The organism is Thiocystis violascens DSM 198 (assembly GCF_000227745.2).
Taxonomy (GTDB): Bacteria; Pseudomonadota; Gammaproteobacteria; order Chromatiales; family Chromatiaceae; genus Chromatium; species Chromatium violascens.
Window position 1 is genome coordinate 174,684 of sequence record NC_018012.1, and the last position, 19,337, is coordinate 194,020.

At 66.7% G+C, this 19,337-nt stretch carries 20 protein-coding genes and 1 pseudogene; 3 read left to right on the plus strand and 18 right to left on the minus strand.

All coding sequences use genetic code 11. The annotated features are described in order from the left end of the window. Positions 1-42: 42 nt before the first annotated feature. Positions 43-816 carry a nuclease-related domain-containing protein gene (locus THIVI_RS00815; protein ID WP_014776750.1) on the minus strand — a complete coding sequence of 258 codons (774 nt, stop codon included), beginning with the start codon at positions 814-816 and terminating at the stop codon, positions 43-45. Positions 817-819: 3 nt separating this feature from the next. Further along, positions 820-1,008: a hypothetical protein gene (locus THIVI_RS00820; RefSeq protein ID WP_157174331.1), complete on the minus strand. Its 189-nt coding sequence runs from the start codon at positions 1,006-1,008 to the stop codon at positions 820-822. Positions 1,009-1,315: 307 nt separating this feature from the next. On the opposite strand from THIVI_RS00820, the gene THIVI_RS00825 reads away from it, so the two are divergent. Next, a complete protein-coding gene (locus tag THIVI_RS00825; protein ID WP_014776752.1) occupies positions 1,316-1,693 on the plus strand; it encodes a hypothetical protein in 378 nt (125 codons plus the stop codon). Between the two features lie 34 nt (positions 1,694-1,727). Here the strand turns inward: THIVI_RS00825 and THIVI_RS00830 are convergent, their stop codons facing one another. Next, positions 1,728-3,071: an SPOR domain-containing protein gene (locus tag THIVI_RS00830; RefSeq protein ID WP_014776753.1), complete on the minus strand. Its 1,344-nt coding sequence runs from the start codon at positions 3,069-3,071 to the stop codon at positions 1,728-1,730. A gap of 231 nt (positions 3,072-3,302) precedes the next feature. Between THIVI_RS00830 and THIVI_RS00835 the strand changes: the two are divergent. Beyond that, positions 3,303-3,560, plus strand: a pseudogene (locus THIVI_RS00835) (Uma2 family endonuclease); the annotation flags it as partial. A gap of 98 nt (positions 3,561-3,658) precedes the next feature. Here the strand turns inward: THIVI_RS00835 and THIVI_RS00840 are convergent. Continuing rightward, complete coding sequence (locus tag THIVI_RS00840) at positions 3,659-4,147, minus strand: flavodoxin (RefSeq protein WP_052314928.1); 489 nt, start codon at positions 4,145-4,147, stop codon at positions 3,659-3,661. Between the two features lie 321 nt (positions 4,148-4,468). Between THIVI_RS00840 and THIVI_RS00845 the strand changes: the two genes are divergently transcribed. Next, positions 4,469-4,759 carry a HigA family addiction module antitoxin gene (locus THIVI_RS00845; RefSeq protein ID WP_014776755.1) on the plus strand — a complete coding sequence of 97 codons (291 nt, stop codon included), beginning with the start codon at positions 4,469-4,471 and terminating at the stop codon, positions 4,757-4,759. 177 nt (positions 4,760-4,936) lie between these two features. Here THIVI_RS00845 and THIVI_RS00850 read toward each other — a convergent pair whose 3' ends face one another. From THIVI_RS00850 to THIVI_RS00910, 14 genes are all read right to left on the minus strand, one after another. Then, complete coding sequence (locus THIVI_RS00850; protein ID WP_014776756.1) at positions 4,937-5,269, minus strand: hypothetical protein; 333 nt, start codon at positions 5,267-5,269, stop codon at positions 4,937-4,939. A gap of 243 nt (positions 5,270-5,512) precedes the next feature. Next, positions 5,513-6,499: a DUF1513 domain-containing protein gene (locus tag THIVI_RS00855; protein WP_014776757.1), complete on the minus strand. Its 987-nt coding sequence runs from the start codon at positions 6,497-6,499 to the stop codon at positions 5,513-5,515. Between the two features lies 1 nt (position 6,500). Further along, the gene (locus THIVI_RS00860; RefSeq protein WP_041446756.1) at positions 6,501-6,947 is read right to left on the minus strand and encodes a hypothetical protein; all 447 of its coding nucleotides are present in this window, start codon (positions 6,945-6,947) and stop codon (positions 6,501-6,503) included. 78 nt (positions 6,948-7,025) lie between these two features. Beyond that, the gene (locus tag THIVI_RS00865; RefSeq protein ID WP_083845652.1) at positions 7,026-7,595 is read right to left on the minus strand and encodes an imelysin family protein; all 570 of its coding nucleotides are present in this window, start codon (positions 7,593-7,595) and stop codon (positions 7,026-7,028) included. A gap of 320 nt (positions 7,596-7,915) precedes the next feature. Next, positions 7,916-9,010 (minus strand): imelysin family protein, encoded by a 1,095-nt coding sequence (locus tag THIVI_RS00870; RefSeq protein WP_014776758.1) that lies wholly within the window; start codon positions 9,008-9,010, stop codon positions 7,916-7,918. Between the two features lie 13 nt (positions 9,011-9,023). Further along, positions 9,024-9,173, minus strand: a complete 150-nt coding sequence (locus tag THIVI_RS24370; protein ID WP_014776759.1) for a hypothetical protein — start codon at positions 9,171-9,173, stop codon at positions 9,024-9,026. 18 nt (positions 9,174-9,191) lie between these two features. Continuing rightward, positions 9,192-9,431, minus strand: coding sequence for a hypothetical protein (locus THIVI_RS00875; protein WP_014776760.1), 240 nt, complete (start codon positions 9,429-9,431; stop codon positions 9,192-9,194). A 216-nt stretch (positions 9,432-9,647) separates the two neighbouring features. After that, complete coding sequence (locus tag THIVI_RS00880) at positions 9,648-11,828, minus strand: DUF3438 family protein (protein WP_014776761.1); 2,181 nt, start codon at positions 11,826-11,828, stop codon at positions 9,648-9,650. Between the two features lie 314 nt (positions 11,829-12,142). Continuing rightward, positions 12,143-12,601 carry a hypothetical protein gene (locus THIVI_RS00885; RefSeq protein ID WP_014776762.1) on the minus strand — a complete coding sequence of 153 codons (459 nt, stop codon included), beginning with the start codon at positions 12,599-12,601 and terminating at the stop codon, positions 12,143-12,145. A 20-nt stretch (positions 12,602-12,621) separates the two neighbouring features. Continuing rightward, positions 12,622-13,839, minus strand: coding sequence for a type II secretion system F family protein (locus THIVI_RS00890; RefSeq protein ID WP_014776763.1), 1,218 nt, complete (start codon positions 13,837-13,839; stop codon positions 12,622-12,624). 1 nt (position 13,840) lies between these two features. Further along, on the minus strand, positions 13,841-15,466 hold the full coding sequence (locus THIVI_RS00895; protein ID WP_014776764.1) for a GspE/PulE family protein: 1,626 nt from the start codon (positions 15,464-15,466) through the stop codon (positions 13,841-13,843). Beyond that, on the minus strand, positions 15,466-16,650 hold the full coding sequence (locus THIVI_RS00900) for a type IV pilus twitching motility protein PilT (RefSeq protein WP_014776765.1): 1,185 nt from the start codon (positions 16,648-16,650) through the stop codon (positions 15,466-15,468). The genes THIVI_RS00895 and THIVI_RS00900 overlap by 1 nt, the downstream gene beginning before the upstream one ends. Before the next feature lie 8 nt (positions 16,651-16,658). Next, positions 16,659-17,273: a hypothetical protein gene (locus tag THIVI_RS00905; protein ID WP_014776766.1), complete on the minus strand. Its 615-nt coding sequence runs from the start codon at positions 17,271-17,273 to the stop codon at positions 16,659-16,661. After that, a complete protein-coding gene (locus THIVI_RS00910; protein ID WP_014776767.1) occupies positions 17,270-19,129 on the minus strand; it encodes a hypothetical protein in 1,860 nt (619 codons plus the stop codon). Before THIVI_RS00910 ends, THIVI_RS00905 begins: the two co-directional genes overlap by 4 nt. Between the last annotated feature and the right edge of the window lie 208 nt (positions 19,130-19,337).

Consider the following 19,337-nt stretch of genomic DNA (forward strand, 5'->3'; position numbering starts at 1 on the left):
ACTTGAGACAGAAAGGGCGAAGCGTCTGCTCCGGCCAAGGCGTCAGGGCAGATCCCGCGTCGACTGGCAGTCGGGAAAGCCCGAGCAGGCCCAGAAGCGCCGACCGGCTTGCGTGCCCTTCTTCACGGTGCGGAGGATCATCGGACGGCCACATCTGGGGCACCGCTGCGATGCGTCCGGATTCGACCGTTGCTTGAGTGATCGGACGTGTGCCCGGTGCGTCGCCAGAGTCGGGGCCAAGCGCCCGTCCTGGAGCCGCCGCACCAGTTCGACGACCTGCGTCTCGGTGAAGACCGGCTCGCGGAAGGATTGGATATGGCGGACGAAGCCGTTCCCCTGGGTGACGTTCGGCGGCATCTCGGTCTTGAAGGTGCTGTCGCCGACGAAGGCGACGACCGAGTGGATGGTCTCAAGCGGAACTGGCAACGCGCGCTCCAGCGCCTTGAGGTGCTTGTAGTTCTGGCGTAAAGGGTTCTGAAAGCGGGTGGTGCGGCGATAGATCTTCTGCGTCCACTGTGCCTGGTGCTCCCCGCCGAAGATCCAGCCCGTCATGTTCTTGGTCTCCAGTACGAAGAGTCCGAAGCGCGAGACGAAGACATGATCGATCTGGGTCGTGCCGTCCGGGGTCGGCAGGGTCAGATTGTGCAAAGGGTGATAAGTCATCGGGTCCAGCCTGGTCCTGGCGATTCGGCGGACCCGCGATTCCCCCAGATAGCCCTTCACGGATGGGGACTTCAGCAGGCCGACCAGGAGCGCGAGCGGAATCAGCCACCAAACGAGACCCAGGATCTGTTCGACAATGAGGAAGACGTCCATGGCTCAAGCCCTCGTCTCATGCCGCCGCACCCAGAGCGCTGTCGGCAGGATCAGGCTTTCCAAGAGCATGTCCAAATCGGGCGCGATCGATCCCGCAAGCCCCCAGAACATGAAGGTCTGGCGGCTAGGGATCCGCGCCCGCAAGCGCCAGTGGGCCAGCCGGTAGCCCGCCGGGAGATGAGCGAGGATCATGTCCGCGCAGCCACGCATGCGCTGGCGGGCCAACCGCGGGTTCGGCTGATGTTCATGCGGTGCGGAGGCTCCATCGGCCCGGTTCAAATCTTGACAGCCAGTAGAATATCACGAATCATTCGCGTTAATATACCCTGACCCTATGGCAGTAACCGCCGCCAGTACGCTGCTTCGCGGTATCGCGCCGCGCCGGGAGGCGCGGCTGGTCGCACGGCGCTTGCCCGCTCCTCGGCCTGGCAGAGCGCCCGCGAGGCGACGCGAGTCGCCACCTCCAGGTCGAATCGAAGACAACCGGCAACCGGACTACATGAGCGATCCAAGCCTTTCGTTTTTCAAGACCTTCGTCGCGCTCTATCAGGAGATCATCGCGCATGACGGCTACGGGGATATCGAAGTCAATATCCGCCTCTTGCCTGGCAGGAAGAAAGAGGTGCGGCTGCGCTGCGGCCGGGAGTACCGCTACCTCGTCGTCGCGCCATCGAGTCGGAACGCGCGGAAGCGTTACCGGGTGATCGAGGAATGCCCCGGCGATCCCGGATATCGGGGGCCTGAGCGTCGCTCGACGTTCGACCGTCGCGACGATGGCAGCCCGCGCCGGAACAAGAGCCAGCGGCGCGACTTTCGGCTGGAGCGACGCATCAAGCCCGAGCGCCGCCGGGGGCGCGGGCGGCGGCATGACGATTGATCTGTTCGCCGGATCGAGACAAGTCGATTTCCTGTCAATCGGAATCCGCCTTCAATGGCGTCAAACTTGAGTTGGGATCAAGCTGACGAACCCAGAGGTCCAACTTGGCCAATTCGGCGGGAAGGTCGGAGATCGCCGCGTTTGCCGATTCGCGGCTGGCATGCAGGCTGTGAATGAGGGCGAACCAGGGACGGCCCCGATAGGTTTCCTGCTTGTAATACACCCTGGATGGAAGTGGGGCGATGCGCGTGTAACTCAGGAGTTTTTCGAGCGAAAAGAAACCGATCAACTGCAGCGAATAGGGCGTTTCGCCAACACGGATGTTCCCTGAAACCGGCTCCGCAGCAGATTCGGCAGCGTTTGAAACCAAGGGAGTATCAGGAGCTTTTTCATTCGGTGTCGGCGCGGATTCACTCGCTCGCGATGGTTCGCGTGGAGGCGTTGGCTCATGGGCCTGGAGCGGTCGGGAGTCAGCTTCGGCTTTCGCTTGCCGCGCATCCGCCTCGGCCTTCTCTTTCGCGGCCCGCGCATCCGCTTCGGCTTTTGCGATCATTTCCGCATCGGCTTTCGCTTTCGCTTCCTGTTGAGTTGCGTCCGTGCTGGAGCCAGAGTCCGCAGGCTCCTTACCGCTCGCTTCCGATACCGGCGCAGCCTCGCCGAGGCTATCCAGCGTCTTGGACATTGATTTGATCGCAAGGGATAGATTCAACAGCTTTTCTTGGGTCAGTTGGTTCTGTGCGACGTTGTCCGGGAGCTTGACCTGGACCTGTTGAATCGCTTGTCGGAGTTCGGCAATTTCGTCGACCGCAGCCTTCCGGCCATTCTCGAACCTGGAATATAAAAAGGCCATGGCAACCGCGACCAGAACCCCAAAGAGGAGAAAGCCAATCGCCGTCATCGTACCCTGACGCCTCAAGCTGCCGTCGATCTCCTCGCGATTGCTCTGCCAGGTTTTCTGGGACTGACTCGCGGTCAGCCGCCGGTCCTCATCGACGCCGGCAAGGCGTGTCATGAGCGACGACTCGGTTTTTCGGATATCGGCCCTCTGTTGCTCCACACTGGACTTGAGGGTATTGATCTGGGTCGCCTGCTCCGTCAGCCGTCTGAGCAGATCGCGGCTTTCGTAACCCGGAGCCGCGTCATTGCCACGGGCGGCGGCTGGCCAGCCCCGCTCATCTTTGCGGCTATCCCGATCATGCGCGAGTTGGGCGTCTCGTCCGCCGACGGGGGGGATACCCGCCCCCCTGGCGGCCTGACCGAGGGGCGAGTTCCGACCGGATAGCGTGTCGCCCGCTGTCGGAGTGACGGCAGAGCGCGGCAGTGTCGTCTCCGCGTTATTGGTCTGAGCGCGAGGATCGATTTTTTTCTCGTTTCCCATGAGCAATGCATCCCGATGCTGATGTATTTCGACCTGATCGACGGTAAGTATCGGCATCCGCATCGACGACGGCAATTAAAACCACGTCTATTAAGCTGGTATTTTATCTTGATTGAAGGCGTGCCAGCTTCTGGCCGTCAGCCTCCGCCAATGCGTCTCAAGGCAGTCCGTGCGCGCTGACTGGCTTGGTGTATGCTTTGCGCAGTTAACCCGGACGCAGAGGAGCAACCCATGCATCCGCTGCCGCATTACGACCCCGACGCCCCCTACCCGGAGAGCGATGGCCAGCCGATGGCGGAGAACGCCGAGCAGTATGACTGGCTGGTCAAGATCAAGGAGAACCTGGAGATCCTGTTCGCCGCGGAGCCGAATGTCTTCGTGGCCGGAGATCTGTTCTGGTATCCGGTGGCGGACCGGCGCGTCGCCGGCCCGATCGCGCCCGACGTGATGGTCGTGCTTGGCCGTCCCAAGGGGCGGCGCGGCTGCTACTGCAGACACCCTGGATCGCCGCGCGGGACAGCAGGCCGAGAGTTCGCGCTACCAGTTGTTGTGCGTCGATGACCTCGGTCATGGCCATGGTCTCCAGCTTAGAGGCTCAGTGAAAACTCGGGCGCGATGAGCGCGAGCCACGCCTCCAGGCGCTCGGCCGTCTGGTCGGCCTGGTTGTCCTGATCGAGTGCGAGGCCGACGAAATGCGTCTCCTCGTCGTTGACCGCCCTGGACGCCTCGAAGTCGTAACCTGTCGTGGGCCAGGCCCCCACCACTGTGGTGCCGCGCTCGACGATGAAGTCGTACAGGTCACGCAGTCCGTCGACGAACTCCATGGGATACCCGACCTGGTCTCCGAGCCCGAAGAGCGCGACGGTCTTCCCGGTCAGGTCGACCTCCGCGAAGCGATCTAGGGCCTCTTCCCAACTCTCCTCGCTGCACGCCGCGCCAAGGCCAGGGAGCTGGCCCTCGCCCATGGTGGGCGTGCCAAGGATCAGGTGGGAATAGAAGCAGAACTGCTCCGCCGAAACCCGGTTGATGTTGACCGGTGCGTCCATGGTCTCGTCGTCGAAGCGTTTCTTGATCAGTTTTGCGACCTTGCGCGTTTGACCGGTGGTAGTACCGAAAAAATGCCGATGCGTGCCAAGAGCCTGCCCTCATGTCGAAGAATATGATCATATAAGTGTAAAGCATTCTCGTTTATATGGCCAAGCCCGTCCCTGGATCAAGGAGGATGCCGACGAAGAGGTGGACACCGCCTAGGCGGCATGGACGCGGCCCGCCGCGCTGGGGTCCATGAGTCCGTGATCCGTAGGTTGCGACCAATGGAGCAGGCACAGTTCGCTTTCGTGTGGAACAACGGCAACGCCGACCGCGTTGAGATTTGCGACTACCATTGAGGCAACGGCATGGACAGGATCAAGAATATCCACCCCGGCGAGGTGCTCCGCGAGGAATTCCTGGAACCGATGGGCATCAGCCAATACCGCCTGGTAAAACAGATCGGCATTCCGGCGATGCGGATCAGCGAAATCTGCGCCGGGAAGCGGGCCATCACCGCCGACACCGCGTTGCGTTTTTCCCGTGCCTTGGGTACGACGTCGGGCTTCTGGCTGTCCTTACAGGCCGATTACGACACTGAGGAAGTGCTGCGCGCTCGGGGCGATGAGTTGTCACGGATTCAACCGCTGGCCGCCTGAGTCCGTCGGCTGGAGCGCGAACCTCGGCGTGATGTCGAACCTGGATGCTAGGGTTCACTCTCGTTCATCCCAGCCTACTCGGGCTGATCCGTCAGTGCGACTTGGAAGGGTTTGGTCGCGATTTCCTAGGCGCTGGCGGCGCTGACGAAAACGGCGTTGGTCGCATCGAGCAGCCGCTTATTCGCGCCGCTTAAACCTCTCACAGGCGAACAGGTCGCCAAATTGATCGCAAAGCTCCGTGCAGGCCGTGCGATCCCCGCGCTGGCACCATCTCTCGCGATAGGTACGCTCTGACTGTCTCTCGAATCCACGGTTTGAAATGAACGCGCTGGCCTTCGCCATCAGCTCGCGTAGCGAGCCGAGCGCGCCATCGAGCCCCGTCCGGTAAGCAAGCCCCGACACCTGATCGGAAAGCGTGGAGTTCCGCTCCAGGATACGCCCTTCATAGAGCAGGTAACCGCCTCCGACGACGATGATCAGGGCCACGACCAGCAACAGTTTCTTGAGCATGCAGTTTTCCTGGATCAAGATGGTGAATGACAAAAGCCTCTTTTACCCGTCACCCCCCGTGGGTTTCGCTTCGCTCTACCCACGCTACGCCACACTGCAATAAGTTAAGGATTTTCCGTTCGCCCTTCGACAAGCTCAGGGCGAACGGAAAATCCTGGGCGCCTGAAAGTTAAGCCGTTCATGGTTCGACTCTTCGACGGGCTCAGGACTCACCACGAACGGCTTAACTTAATGGCAGTGACGCTACGCCACGCCATCCCGCGCAGCCTGGGTCGGGTCGAGCCACAGGAGGTGGTTGTCCCAGACGCCGGTGGCGGTGTGGATGCGTTCCGGAGTGCCGCCGGGGATCAGGCGGTGGACCTCGCCGGTGGCGCCGGTGATGAGGTAGGCGCCGTCGCAGGCGAGGGCGGCACCGTAGGGCTGACGGATGTCATAGCTGGCGATGAGGCGGGCTTCGGTCAGGTTCCAGAGGGTGACGAGGTTGCTCTTGGGGCAGGTGACCAGGGCGGTGCCGCTGGCGCCGACGCCGAGGTGACGGATGCTGAGCTGGTGGTGGGGCAGGCGATGCTGCTCCAGAATCCGGCCGCTGGCGCTGTCGAGATAGGCCAGGCTGGGATCCATGGTGGCGAGGTTGAGCTTGCGCCGACGCAGGTCGGGGTGGGTCTCGATGCCACCGTTGGCGACCGCTAGGGTGCGCCCGTCGGAGAGCAGGCGCACGTCGTGCGGGCCGATGCCGCCGCTCGGCATCTCATCCAGCACGCGGTAGTCCTGGGCGTCGCGCACCCGCACCAGGCCGGTGCTGTCGCGGTAGCGGTTCTCGGTGGTATAGAGGCGCGTCCCGTCGTGACTGAAGACGCCATGGCCGAAGAAGTAATGCCCCTCGTCGGCGGGTACGTCGGCGGTGATGGCGCCGCGCTTCAGGTCGATCTCCCACAGGCGGTCGCCCGGCCGCCGCGCGAAGCAGACGACGTGATCCGGCTTGCCGGGGTGGCGGCAGAGCCCGTGACCGCGCAGCGGCAGTTCGAGCCGTCCGCCGCGCGTCCCGGCGGGCTCGCTCCAGACCAGCCAGTCGCGGCGCGCCTCGCCTTTGCCGGCGTAGAAGGCGGAGACCAGCCGCCCCTCGGGTAGCGCCTCGGCGCTCTTCGTCCAGCCCAGGCGCGGCAGCGGCAGCGCGGCCAGACCCAGACCGGCGAGTAGCCGCCGGCGGCGACGGTCGAGCGGATCGCGCATCTCAGTCTCCGTCCTGATGGGTCTGGATCGGCAGCGCCAGGGTCTCGCCGGTGCCGGCGATCTGGTCCTGCAGCGCCTGGACCTGACGGTAGACTCCCTTGAGCCGGGACGGCTCGCGGTGCAGGGTGGCGGACAGCGTCTCCGCCGCTTCCGCCGTGTCCGGTTCCAACTCGGCCAGGGCGCGCTCGCCGCGGCTGATCATGTCCGCGGCGCGTTCGGGCTCCAGACCGGCGATCAGGGCGGCCAGCCCCGGTTGTCCCTCGGCGCCGGCCGCCAGCCGGTGCAGCGACTCCAGGGTCTCGCGCAGACCCGCGCGCGCGATCCCGGCGTGGGGTGCCTCGATCATCTCCAGCTTGAGACTGGACTCGCCGCGAAAGAAGCCGCTCGGTACACCGATGCGCTCCCAGAGCAGACGCTCGGTGACGTTGAGTCCCTCGGCGAAGATCACGGCGAGCGCCTCTTTCTGGCTGGGGATGGGCGAGCCGGGCGCGCCGGCGTCGGCGAAGGCGCGCCCGTAATCCCCGGCCTAGCGCTGGCTGACCCCGGCGGTCAGATCCATGATCTCGCGGGTCAGGTCGGTGAGATGGGCGCAGCGCTGGTCGGCGGTCGCCGCCCCGGCCTCGACCGGGAGGAACAGCAGGTACTCGACGGCGGCATAGCCGCGCAGGTCGTCCGCCCCGCGCATGTGACCGAACTTGTCGGAGGCCACCGCGTGATCCAGCACGACGGCGTTCACCGGCCAGCTCCCGAGTCGGCGTTTCATGGTCACCTCGTCGGCCAGTCCGAACAGATAGGGCGCGGCGGCGCGCCAGGCGAGATAGGTCGACCGCCAGGCATCCCGCGCCCGCTCCAGCTCTACGTCCGCGGGGTGGCGACAAAGCTGGCGGACGGTTTCGTCGAGCGTCTTCCCTTCTTTGGCGAGCCGGGTCATGGTCGGGACTGCGCCCTGATTCACGAGCGCGCTCAACACCGCTTGCGGCTTGGCCGGTGCGATGGGCGCGGTGGGATCGGAGCAGCCGGCCGCGGCGAGCGCGCCCGCGAGCGCGAGCCAGACCAAACCGGTCGGAACGCCCGAAGGCGGGTGGCGACGAATCATGCAGGAAAACTCCAGTCGATCAAGCGTGAAAGAGCGTTTGGCCCCGCCGCTGAAGCGGTGACGGACGCGGTGTAAACATCCTTGGGGTCAAGTCGGACCCGGCGCATCAGGTCATTTCCGAAAAAACCTGACCGTGATTCCGTTCGTCCCGAGTCCGCTCGCTGCAAGGACAGGTCCGTCGAATGGGACGCGCGGGAAATCCGGAACCTCGGCGCGTGAAGCCGTTCATGGTTAGAGAACCTCACCACGAACGGCTTCAGGTTGGTTCGAGGGCCTCACCACGAACGGCTTCAAATTACCTGATCCCTTATCCCTTGCCCCTAAAAAGCCGGCTGCATATTGGTCGGCAGCACATCCAACTCCAGCACCAGGGTGACTTCCTCGATGTCTTTCTGCAGACGCTCGACCTCGCGATAGAGACGCTTGAGCCGGTTGGGCTGGTCGCGCAGTTCTTCGTGCAGCGGACGCCCGGTGTCATCCAGCTCCGCGATGGACTTGGCAAACCGGCGTTCGAGTCGGGCGGCCAGCTTGGGATCCTTGCGGGACAGCACGCCGTCACGGGTCGCGACCAGGGCCGCGACTCCGGTCGCGCCGTCGCCCAGCATCAGCAGGCGCAGTCCCTCCAGGCTCGCCCGCAAAGCCTCGCGCGAGGTGCCGCTGTGCCAGGCTTCCAGTCGCTCGGGGTCGGCCGGTCCCTCGAAAAAACCGCTCGCCGGGCCGATGCGATCGCGTAGCATCCGCTCGGTGACGTTCAGTGCCTCGGCGATCGGCAGGCTGAGGGCATCGCCCGGCAGTAGGAAGGGCGCGCCGTCGCCGGCGGCGCGAAAACCGGACTCGCTCTCCTGCCGCCAGACCGCGAGCGCGAGCGCGGTCAGATCGGCGATCTCGGCGGTGGTGTCGGTCAGATGGGCACAGCGCTGGTCGCGGGTCGCCGTCCGCGCATCGCCGGGGACGAACAGCAGAAACTCGGCCGCCGCATAGCCGCGCGCGTCAGGGGAGCGCAACAGATGGCCCAGCTCGGGCGATGTCACCGCCCCGTCCAAGACCGTGGTATTCGCCGGTTCCTTGCCGATCCGTTTGCCCAGCTCCAACGCCTTCAGGGCGCCGAACTGAAAGGGTTCGGCGCGGCGCCAGGCAAGATAGGCCGTGCGCCAGGCGGCGCGTGCCCGCTCCAGGCCGGCGGCGTCCGGCCGCTCGCAGAGCGCCCGCACGGCCCCGGTCAGGTTCGCCCCGGCGTTCGCCAGGTCCGACAGCGTCGGACGCACGCCGGTCAGCGAGAACGTGGCCAGCACCTGGGATTCCGTCGGCGCGGCGCTGTCGGCGGCGGTTGGCGTGCCGGGCGTCAGCAGCAGCGCCGTCAGCGTCAGGGCCGACAGGCTCGGCAAGGCGGCGGGATAGTCGGCGTTTCGTGTCATAGTGACTCCAGTCTCACAGCGATTCGAGAAAAAACAGCAGGGCCGCGCGATCCGCCTGATCCAGGCGCATGAAACTCATGTCGTCCTCGCCATAGGGCAGCCAGGGCAGAGGGAGGACGGGGACCGGCGCGCTCCCCGGCGCGAAGGTATCGGATTCGCCCATGACTGCCTCCCTGCCCGGTTAGCGCGCGGCCTCGCCGCTGGTGTAGATAAACACCCGTTCCGGCAGCGTCATGCCGTCGCCCAGCGCCACGTAATAGCCCTCCCGCTCCAGCGCCTGAGCAACGGTGGGATCGGTGTAGCGGGTCGAGTCGGGATCCTCGCCAGCCGGCAGCGGCGTCGCGCAACCCGCCAGCAGCAGCAACGCCGACAACGCCCCGACCGCCCCGCACAGTCTCCCACCGGGAATGCAACCTCTCATCGAATCCTCTCCATTATTTCGTGTCATTCAAATGCTGTCCGAACCAGCGCATCGCGTTCGCCCCGCCTGAAGCCGTTCGTGGTTCGAGTGCCTCACCACGAACGGCTTCAGGCTCCAAGTTCGAGGATTTTCCGTTCGTTCTGAGTCCTGAGGGTCGAACCATGAACGGCTTCAGGCTCCAGATCCAAAGGGGAGGGAACGAAGACCAGTTCGCGATCACGGCACCGCCACCTCATGAAACGGCCGGTCGGAAATCAGAAAGACATGGGTTCGCTCGCCCGGCGCGAGCGTCGGGGTCTGCGCCGCCGCCGCGAGCCACTGGCCCTTGAAGCGCCGTTCGTCCAGGGTATTGGTGAGCGTCCCGCGGTTGCGCGCCACCACGGCCGTCACAAAGAGCCCGCCGTCGCGCCAGCCGCGCTTGGGCGTCGCCTCCACCGTCGCGTCGGCGACCAGATGGAAGGGACGGTTGTTGGTCAGTTGCACGTTCTCCACATTGGCATGCGCGCGCTGCAACAGGCGCGGCGAACGGATGCGCTCGGCCGCGAAGCGGGTCAGGGCGAGATAGGCGGGCTCGCGCGCCGAGCGCGGCGCGATCGGCTCGGGCGCGGCGGCGCGGATCGCCGCGTTGTCGACCCGGCCGCGCGCGTTGCGCGAGCGGGTGCGCTCCAGCCGGTCGAGATAGACATCGATCTCGCTCGGCGTCCGCGCCACATCCCCCAGCCGATGCCGCGACACCGCCTCCGCCTCCTCGGGCGTGCTGAAGACGTGCGGCGTGATCAGCAGGATGAGCTGCTCGCGCTTTTTGGTGCGATCCACCTGCTTGAAGAGCGCGCCCAGCATGGGCACGTCGCCGAGCACCGGTACCTTGCGCTCGCCATTGGACGTGGTTTCGGTGATCATGCCGCCCACTACCACCGCCAGCCCGTCCTTGGCCATCGCCGTGCCCTCCATGGTCGAGATGTCGACCGTATCGATGGCGACCTGGGTCACCGCGCCACCGGCCACGACCGGGATCATGCCGCCGTCGGTTTTGATTCGCGATGCCTCCTGGAGCATCCGCATCACCACCGTGCGGTCGGCGTTGATGCTGGGCAGGATGGTCAGGGTGTTGCCGACCTCCACCGTCTCCGTCTCGGGAACCGGCGTCGTGATGAAGGTGTTGCCGACGCCCCCCGAGCCCGCCGAGGTCGAGGTCTGGGCCGTGAAGCCCGTGGTCAGCACCGCCTGCTCGCCGATAAAGATCTTAGCCGGGCGGTTATTGGCCGCCAGCAGCAGGGGCGTGGCCAGGATGTTCACCCGTCCGTCGCGCTCCATCAGCTGCAGGCGCGCGCGCACCTTGTCGTTCATCGCCTGAAAAACGAAGGTACTGCCTGCCATGAGCGAACTATTGACCGATCCGATCGTTCCCTCCGAGCCAAGCGCTGATTCCGGCGAGAGCGGATTCGGCGGCTGTCCGTCGTTGGGCCCGGTGAGTTTCACCTCGCTCCCGAAGCTGAAATCGAAGGCGTACTGAAACTCGTCGTCCAGGGTCACCGAGAGCACCTTCATCTCCAGCAGCACCTGCGGCGTCGGGCGGTCGGACTCGGCGACCAGGCGACGGATCTCGACCATCGCCTGCTCGTCAGAGGTGCGCGCGAACAACTGGTTGTGCTCGCGGTTGATCGCCAGGTAGATAGGCGACTGGCTTTCCTGTTTGCGCACCTTGATGATCGTCTCCTCGGAGAGCATCAGCGGATCCTCACCGGGGGCCAGCTTGGTTTGCTCAAGCCGCTGAATCTGATCCTGAGTCATGCCTTGCAGGGTTTCGTCGACGGAAGCCTTGCGCCCGGAGCCCCGCCCCTGGCTGGTATTCCGCCCGCGCGAGCCGCCGCGCCCGCGCCCGCTCGTCGAGTTGGAAAACTCCGCGTTCAGGGTGGCGCCTGGCAGATCCAGATCGTCGTTCGAGTTGTCCACGTCGAGACTCACCCGATCCTCGCCGAACATGGCCTGGACGGTGTTCGCCACCTTCAGCACATTCTGAAACTTGAGCGTGAAGACCTCGGTCTTTTCCTCGCGAAAGACGGTGATGTCCCGGAAGTACTCTTCCGTGGTCATCACCAGATAGACCCCGGTCTTGTCGTTGAAGCGGTACCAGAGACCCGCCACCCGGGCGATGCTGTCGATCGCCTCGCGCACCGTGAGCGCGCGCAAAAAGAGGGTGAAGCGCCGCCCTCCGGCCTCCCGCGTCGCCACGATGTTGACGCCGGTCTGCTCGGCGATGACGCGGATCGCGTCCTGCACGCTGGCATCGCTGAACTCGATCTCGCGCAGCGGCATGGTCACGTCGCTCGCCGCGGAGTGCGCCGGAGCGACCGCGCACAGGCTCAGACAGGCAATGAAAAAAAGCAGATGTCTCATGGATTCCGGTTGTCCTGAACCGCGCCCCGCGCGGTATTGTTTGTTGGATTGGCTCGGCCAACGGCCGCCTCCGCGACCCTCGGAGCGGGGCACCGTCATTCAGTGAAGCCGTTCGTGGTTCGAGGGCCTCACCACGAACGGCTTCACTGAATGGCAGTGTCGGAGCGGGCGCGGTTTCGCGGTAGCGATAAACCGCCAACCCTGATCCTTCGGGATTTCTGAGGGATGCCTCACAGATGTTCCGATCATGGATGACGCCCCCTAAGCGATCTCCCCATTGCCCCTTGCCCCTTGCCCCTTGCTCCCTGCCCCTCTCACCGAACAAGAATGACCTGCCGCATGGAGCCGACCTCGACCTCGATCTGCATCCGGTCGATGCGCTTGACCCGGATCACCGCGTTCGGAGAGGCCACGTTGATACCGATGGTGTCGCCCTCGCGCACCACATGCGTGCCCACCCCCTGCACCTCCAGCAGCGCCGCCTTGTTGCCGTTCTGGAGCATCACCATGCCCTTCAGCTTCATCTTGGGCGCCGGGGCGTTGCCCTCGGCATTCTGGAAGCCTACCTTGGCCTCGCTGTCGCTGAAGCGCTTGAGGATGGGCGCCGTCAGATCGAAGGGATTGCGCGCGTCGCCGCGATAACCGGGCCGGTCGGCCGTCTGCGCCCGGACACCGCTCCACTGGGGCGCGGCCAGCAGGACCGCCAGGATCGCCGCCGCGGACGGCAGAACGCGCGCGCGGCGGCGCGCGCGCTGGACCTCATGAAGCTGCATGCGAACGTTTAACTCCTGCACTATTTCGTCGAGACCTTCAGCGCCGCCTGGAAGAAGGCCAGATACACCGTCCCCACCATGCCGCCCACGATCAGAATCATCACCGGCTCGACCCAGGCCGCCATCACCTTGACGCGCGCCTGCAAGTCCTTGCGGTAGTAATCGGCCAGCGACTGCATCACCGCCTCCAGCTCGCCGCTGCGCTCGCCGATGGCGGCCATGTGCCGCACCAGCGGCGGCATCACCTTCGCCCGCAGCGCGATCGACAGCGGCTGCCCGCCCAGGATGCGCTCGCCGGCCTGCTCGAAGGCATCGGCAAAGGCTTGATTGCCGATCACCCCGGCGGCGATCGAGAGGCTCTGCAACAGCGTGATGCCGCTGCGCAACTGCATCGCCAGCATCGAGGCCGCCTGACCCAGCGACGCCGAGCGCAGGGTGCCGCCCACCACCGGGATCTTCAGCATCAGACCGTCGATGACCCGCTTGCCGCCCTTGGTCGTGTAGGACGCCAGCGCCGCGAAGATGAAAAGCCCCACGCCGCCGCCGAAGATCGCGCCCCAATCCTGGAACCAGCCCGCCAGATCCATCAGGAACTGCGTCACCGGCGGCAGTTCCACCCCGCGCGCGCCGAGAAACACCGCGAAGCGCGGGATGACCCAGCCGACCAGCGCCGCCGACACCCCCACCGCCACCAGGAACACCAGGCTCGGATAGGTCAGCGCCGTCATGAGCTGACGCTTGATGTCCACCCGCCGCTCGATGTCGTCGGCCAGACGCTCCAGGATGTCGTCGATCTCGCCGCTCTTTTCCCCGGCCTCGATCAGCTTGGACACCATCGGCGGAAACACCTGCTTCTCCGCCGCCAGCGCGCGCGACAGGCTGCCGCCGTCCTCGATCAGGTCGCGCATCCGCCCGAGCGCCTTGCGCAACTGGAATTTCACCGCCATCTCGCGGTTCGCCTCCAGCGCCTGCACCACCGTATGTCCGGCGCGCAGCATCAGCGCGAGCTGGCGGAACAGAAACACCAGATCGCCCTGGCTGGTGCTCAGATAGCGCTTGGGCGCGAAGCGGCTGACCCCGCTCTCGTCGCGCCCGGCGGCCTGCGGATCGCGGATCGAGAGCGCGAAGATCTTGGCCTCGCGCAGTTGCAGCGCCGCCGTGCGCTCGTCTGCGGCCTCGATGTGTCCGACCCGCTCGGCGCCGCTGGCATCCAGCGCCAGATATTCGAAGACCGGCATCTCAACGCGCGTCCGGCGGCACCAGCCGCTCCACTTCGGCGAGCGTTACCGCGCCTTCCAGCACCTTGGAGCACCCGTCCTGCCAGAGGGTGTAGTAGCGGTCCGTCGCCGTCTGGCGGATCAGATCCTCGCGCGCGCCGGTCGCGATCAGCTCGCCGAGCGGGCGGTCCACCCACAGCGCCTCGTAGAGCCCGACCCGTCCCGCGAAGCCGGTGCCCAGACAGGCCGGACAGCCGACCGGGCGATAGAGCGTCAGCTCCTCCGGCAGCGTGCCGCCGAGCCGCCGGCGCTCGTCGGCGTCCGGCGTATAGGGCTCCCGGCACTGCTGGCACAGCCGGCGCACCAGCCGCTGCGCCATCACCCCGATCAGGGTCGCGCCGATCAGATAGTAGGGCACCCCGATGTCGGCCAGGCGCGTCACCGCCCCGACCGCGTCGTTGGTGTGCAGGGTCGCCAGCACCAGATGCCCGGTCATGGCCGCCTTCATCGCCGTTTCGGCGGTCTCCAGGTCGCGCACCTCGCCGACCAGGATCACGTCCGGGTCATGACGCAGAAAGGAGCGCAGCGCCAGCGCGAAATCCACCTTGGTGCTCACCTGCACCTGCGAGATCCCCGCCACCACCTGCTCGATGGGATCCTCCACCGTCAGGATGTTGAGATCGTCCGCGTCCAGCTCGCGCAGCGCCGCGTAGAGCGTGGTCGACTTGCCGCTGCCGGTGGGGCCGGTCACCAGAATGATGCCGTAGGGCCGGTTGATCGCCTCGCGGAAGGGACCGAGGATCGGCGGCGGCATGCCGAGCCGCTCCAGATTCAGCCCGGTGGTGCCCGCCCCGAGCAGACGCATGGTCACCCGCTCGCCCCAGCGGGTCGGCGCGGTGGCCACGCGCACATCCATTGGCGGGGTGTCCCACTGCGACAGGCGATAGCTCATGGAGCCGTCCTGGGGCAGGCGCTGTTCGCCGATGTCCAGGTTGGCGAGCACCTTGATACGGGTCACCACCGCCTCGCCCTCTTGCAGGGTCAGCGGGCGCGGATACTCCAGCAGATGGCCGTCGACGCGCTCGCGCACCCGCACCGCGTACTGCTCGGGCTCGAAGTGCAGATCGGTCGCGCGGCGCAGATAGGCATCCTTCATCAGGGTGTCGAGCAGCCCGGTGGCGTCTTGCCCGCTCGCCTCCGGCGTCGCCAGCAGCGGCCCGCCGCCGCGCTGGCGGCGCAGCGCCGCGCGCAGCGCCTCCGGCGCGGCCAGCGCCGGGCGCAGACGCTCGCCGGTGGCGCGCTCGGCGATCTCCGGACTCAGCCGATCATCCGGGTCGCCGAGCGCCAGCAGCAATTCCCCGTCGCGGCGCACCGGCAGCATGGGGCGGCGTTGCAGGACGTTGTCCGGCAGCTTTTCCAGGAGTTCCGGCACCGCCACCAGATCCTTCGGCAGCAGAAAGATCATGCCGCGCTGGCGTGCCAGTGCCTGATAAAGCGCCGCCTCCGGGAAACGCCCGGCGCGCGTCACCGCCTCCAGCAGCCGGATACGCTCGCGCCGTGCTTGCAGGCGCAGGGTCGGCAGGGTCTCGGGATCGACCAGTCCGGCGGCGATGCCGGCCTCGATCAGGGACGCCTCGGTGACCGCCATCAGGGCTGTCTCCGCGGGCGCGGCAGCAGTCCGCCGCGCTTGGCCGCGGTCTGCTCGGCCAGCGCCGCCTGCTCGACCAGCCGGGCGGCGCGTTCGATCTGACGCTCCAGGGTCTGCGCGTCCTTGCAATGCACCAGCGCCTCGGCGCGACTGAGGATGCCCCGATGGACCAGTTCCGCGAGCGACTGATCCATGGTGCGCATGCCCTCGGCCGCGCTGCTCTCGATCAGCGAGAAGAGCTGGCGCGTCTTGCCCTGCTCGATCAGATTGGCCGCGGCCGGGTTGACCATCAGGATCTCCACCGCCGCCACCCGTCCGCGTCCGCTGGAGCGTCGCAGCAGTCGCTGGGCGATCACCGCCTTCAACGACATGCCGATGCGGTGGCGCGCCACGTCCTGCTCGCCGCCGGGAAAACTCCCGACCAGCCGCTCGACGCAGCCCACCGCCTCGGCGGTGTGCAGGGTCGAGAACACCAGATGTCCGGTCTCCGCCGCCGTGATGGCCGCGCGCATGGTGTCCAGGTCGCGCATCTCGCCGATCATGATGACGTCCGGATCCTCGCGTAGCGACGCCTGCACCGCCGCCGCGAAACTCGCCACGTCCCGCCCCAGCTCGCGGTGATGCACCACGCAGCGTTTGGGACGATGGACGAACTCCACCGGATCCTCCACCGTCAGGATGTGCGCGGCGCGGGTCTCGTTGATCCGATCCAGCAGGGTCGCGAGCGTGGTCGACTTGCCGCTGCCGGTCGCCCCGGTCACCAGTACCAGCCCGGCGTTCAGCCGCCCCACCTCTTCCAGTTGTGGGGGCAGGCCCAGCCGGTCGAGCGACAGCAGCCCCTGGTCCAGATGACGGGCGGCGAGCGCCAGGTGACCCTGCTCGCGGAAGAGATTGAGCCGGAACCGCTCGCCGTCCGGCGCGCCATAGCCCAGATCCAGATGGCCGGTCTGCGCCAGATCCTCGCGCTGGCGCTCGGTGGCGAGGCGCGCCGCCAGCCGCTCCATGGCGTCGTGCCCGACCAGTGCCTCGCCCAGTTCGGGCGGCGCCGGCGCCAGTTCGCCGAGAATCCGGTAGCTCGGGCGGCTGCCGACGGTCAGATGCAGGTCCGAGGCCCCGAGCGACACGCCCGCGGCGAGCAGCGCATCGAGATTCAGCCCCACGGGCTCCAGTGCCGTCACAGACATGGCGCCGCTCACAGGGTCACGTCGATGCTGATGTTCAGCATGCTCTGCTGGGCCTTGGGTTCGCCCTCGGTGCGCAGTTCCACGCCCAGCGGCGCGCTCGCATAGTTCAGGTTGCCCAGTCCCCGCAGAAAGGCGAGCAGACCCCAGTAATCGCCCGCGCCCTGCACCCGCATATAGGGCCGCCCGGATTCCTGATCCCTGAGCGGGGTCAAACCCCGGCGCCCGTCGCTCTCGTCGCCCTGCTTGAGCAGTTGGATGCCGCTCGACTCCGCCAGGGTGTTGAGTTCCAGCAGCAGCAGCTGATGCGCGCCGGGGGTGTCGCCCGGCGTGAAGCGTCCGGCGAGTTCCCCGTAACGGGCTTCGAGCGCCTCCTTCTGCTTGACGATCTTGGGGAGCTTGCCTTGCAGCGCGGCCGCGGTGCCGACATCGACCTGGGGCACCTGAGCGCGCTTCTCGATGCGGTCGGTACGCCGCGCGACCAGCGCGGTGGACTTGGTCAGCTCCCGGTTCGCGAAGGGGAAGATCAGCAGCCCGTAGAGCCCCACCGCGATGGCGGTGCCGATCGCCAGCCAGCGCAGTCGGTCCGCCGGGGGGAGTGCCTGCCAGGTCTGTTTCAGCTTCATGTCCCGCTCTCCCCGAAGGCCAGCAACACCTCGATCTGGTAGCCGGAGATGGCGCGCGGCCCTGGCCCCGCGACGATGCGCGAGTTGCGCACCGTTCCCTTGAGTTCCCCCAGGGTATTGTTCAGATTGGTGACGAAGAGCTGCGCGGCGGTGCTGTTCAGCGCCCAGCCCCGCAGTTGCACCAGCGCCCCCGGAGTCGGCGGCAGCTTGATTTCATGCAGATACAGCTCGTCGCCGCAGGCGGCGGCGATCTGTTCCAGCACCCTGGGCAGCCGTTCGCGCCGCGCCGCCAGCCGCTCCATCGCGGTCACCTTGCCGGTCAGGTCGGCGATCACGCGCTCGGCGGCGGCGATCTCGGCCTGTAGCCGGTTGGCCTCGGCCAGGATCTCGTTGGCGGTCCGCTTCTGCTCCAGTTGCTCCTCGTAGAGCGCATCCAGCCGCTCCAGCTCGCGGTCGTTGTCCCAAATCGCGACGCGCATGCGCACATCGTTGGCCAGCACCGCCATCAGCACCGCCGCCGCCGCCGCGTAGGGCAGCAGATCGCGGCGCTTCCACAGCGGCGCGCGCGCCGGCTGCGCCGCCACCGAGGCCAGCGCCGCGCGCGGCACCGTGCCCAGCACATGACGCGCCACCGCCAGGATCTCGTCGGCGATCGCATCGCGCGGCGGGGTTTCCGGCGCGGCCGCCGGCCGGGCGCTGGCCGTGTCCGCCGCGCGCGCGCGCCAGAACCGCCGGGCGCCCTTGTCCAGCGACACGGGCGCGGATTCGGGTTCGGACAGCGCCGCGTCGTCGCCGGCCCGCACCACCTCCAGGCCCAGCAGGTCGGCGAGCGCCTCGGATAGTTCCGCCGCCTGATCCTCCGGGGCGCGCAGATGGATCTGGCGGATCTCCGGGGTCAGTTCCTCGCGGCACAGCCCGGCCGCGTCCTCCGGCGGCAGGCGACCGTTACGGGTATTGCCCACGCGCAGACTGCGTAGCGCGCCGGGGCGTCCGCGCATCACCGCGAACTGTTCCGGGTGTACCTCCAGATAGAGCGTCTCCGCCCCCGGCGACGCCTCCAGGGTGACGAAGCCGGCGCCCAGGATGGCATAGGCCGTGTCCAGGAAGATCCCCTGGCGCTGACATGCCTTGACCCAGGCGCGGCGCAGACTCTCCGGCACCGCGAGCGCCAGCCAGGAGAAGCCCCGCGCGTCCTCCTCGTCGTCGTCGGAATCCTCTTCCAGCGGACGGCTCTGACCCACCCAGCCGCACACCAGTTGATCGTCGGCGCGGAACAATTGATCGCGCAGTTCCACGCACTCCTCGACCTGATCGCGGGTGACCAGTTCGGCCTCGACCGCCACGTCGCCGAACCGCGCCTTGACGCGCGGTCCCGCCTCTTTGGGGAGCGCCTCCGCATCCAGCGCCTGCAGCGCCTGCCGCTCGGCGACGGCGGAGCGCTGTTCCGGGGTCAGATAACCGCGCCCCATCAGCGGCGCGCCGATGGTCCAGAACAGATTCTGCTCGCTGAAGAGACTCTCCAGCTCCCAGCGCACCAGTTCGTGCATCTGCTCGCGCGGGCGCGGATGTTCCGGGTCCACCGGCAGATCCAGCAGGGCCGTGACCGCCGAGGCGCTCATCAGCACAGCCTTTTTCGGCAGTCGCCGCACCCCGCGCGCGCGAAGCCCCTCCAGCGCCTCCGCCACGGCGACCTGCGGATCGATGGCGAGCGACAGCGCGCGGGCACGAATGGTCGCGCCGGTCACCCCGGTCTGCACCAGGGCCGCCGTCAGGCGATAGCCATCGCTGTGCAGCACCAGCACCCGGCCCGGCTTGCCGATCTGGATGGTGTTGAGTTGGGAGAGGGGGTTTTTCATTATTCAGTTATCAGTTATCAGTTATCAGTTATCAGTTATCAGTTATCAGTTGTCGGTTGTCAGGGGCAAGGGGCAAGGGGCAAGGGGCAAGGCGTAGGATGGGTAGAGTGACCGCGCGCCGACCTGGCGCCAGCCCGCCGAGGCTGGCGCCAGCCCGCCGAGGGTGGCCGGTCACGAAACCCATCGACCGCGAGCACCAAGCAAGCCG

Excerpts from the sequence above, each read along its gene's own strand:
- THIVI_RS00870 (WP_014776758.1), bottom strand. The coding sequence starts at position 9,010 with ATGACACGAAACGCCGACTATCCCGCCGCCTTGCCGAGCCTGTCGGCC.
- THIVI_RS00910 (WP_014776767.1), bottom strand. The coding sequence starts at position 19,129 with ATGAAAAACCCCCTCTCCCAACTCAACACCATCCAGATCGGCAAGCCG.
- THIVI_RS00820 (WP_157174331.1), bottom strand. The coding sequence starts at position 1,008 with ATGATCCTCGCTCATCTCCCGGCGGGCTACCGGCTGGCCCACTGGCGC.
- THIVI_RS00875 (WP_014776760.1), bottom strand. The coding sequence starts at position 9,431 with ATGAGAGGTTGCATTCCCGGTGGGAGACTGTGCGGGGCGGTCGGGGCG.
- THIVI_RS00880 (WP_014776761.1), bottom strand. The coding sequence starts at position 11,828 with ATGAGACATCTGCTTTTTTTCATTGCCTGTCTGAGCCTGTGCGCGGTC.
- THIVI_RS00845 (WP_014776755.1), top strand. The coding sequence starts at position 4,469 with ATGGACAGGATCAAGAATATCCACCCCGGCGAGGTGCTCCGCGAGGAA.
- THIVI_RS00905 (WP_014776766.1), bottom strand. The coding sequence starts at position 17,273 with ATGAAGCTGAAACAGACCTGGCAGGCACTCCCCCCGGCGGACCGACTG.
- THIVI_RS00825 (WP_014776752.1), top strand. The coding sequence starts at position 1,316 with ATGAGCGATCCAAGCCTTTCGTTTTTCAAGACCTTCGTCGCGCTCTAT.
- THIVI_RS00815 (WP_014776750.1), bottom strand. The coding sequence starts at position 816 with ATGGACGTCTTCCTCATTGTCGAACAGATCCTGGGTCTCGTTTGGTGG.
- THIVI_RS00855 (WP_014776757.1), bottom strand. The coding sequence starts at position 6,499 with ATGCGCGATCCGCTCGACCGTCGCCGCCGGCGGCTACTCGCCGGTCTG.
- THIVI_RS00830 (WP_014776753.1), bottom strand. The coding sequence starts at position 3,071 with ATGGGAAACGAGAAAAAAATCGATCCTCGCGCTCAGACCAATAACGCG.
- THIVI_RS00900 (WP_014776765.1), bottom strand. The coding sequence starts at position 16,650 with ATGTCTGTGACGGCACTGGAGCCCGTGGGGCTGAATCTCGATGCGCTG.
- THIVI_RS24370 (WP_014776759.1), bottom strand. The coding sequence starts at position 9,173 with ATGGGCGAATCCGATACCTTCGCGCCGGGGAGCGCGCCGGTCCCCGTC.
- THIVI_RS00865 (WP_083845652.1), bottom strand. The coding sequence starts at position 7,595 with ATGATTCGTCGCCACCCGCCTTCGGGCGTTCCGACCGGTTTGGTCTGG.
- THIVI_RS00885 (WP_014776762.1), bottom strand. The coding sequence starts at position 12,601 with ATGCAGCTTCATGAGGTCCAGCGCGCGCGCCGCCGCGCGCGCGTTCTG.
- THIVI_RS00890 (WP_014776763.1), bottom strand. The coding sequence starts at position 13,839 with ATGCCGGTCTTCGAATATCTGGCGCTGGATGCCAGCGGCGCCGAGCGG.
- THIVI_RS00850 (WP_014776756.1), bottom strand. The coding sequence starts at position 5,269 with ATGCTCAAGAAACTGTTGCTGGTCGTGGCCCTGATCATCGTCGTCGGA.
- THIVI_RS00895 (WP_014776764.1), bottom strand. The coding sequence starts at position 15,466 with ATGGCGGTCACCGAGGCGTCCCTGATCGAGGCCGGCATCGCCGCCGGA.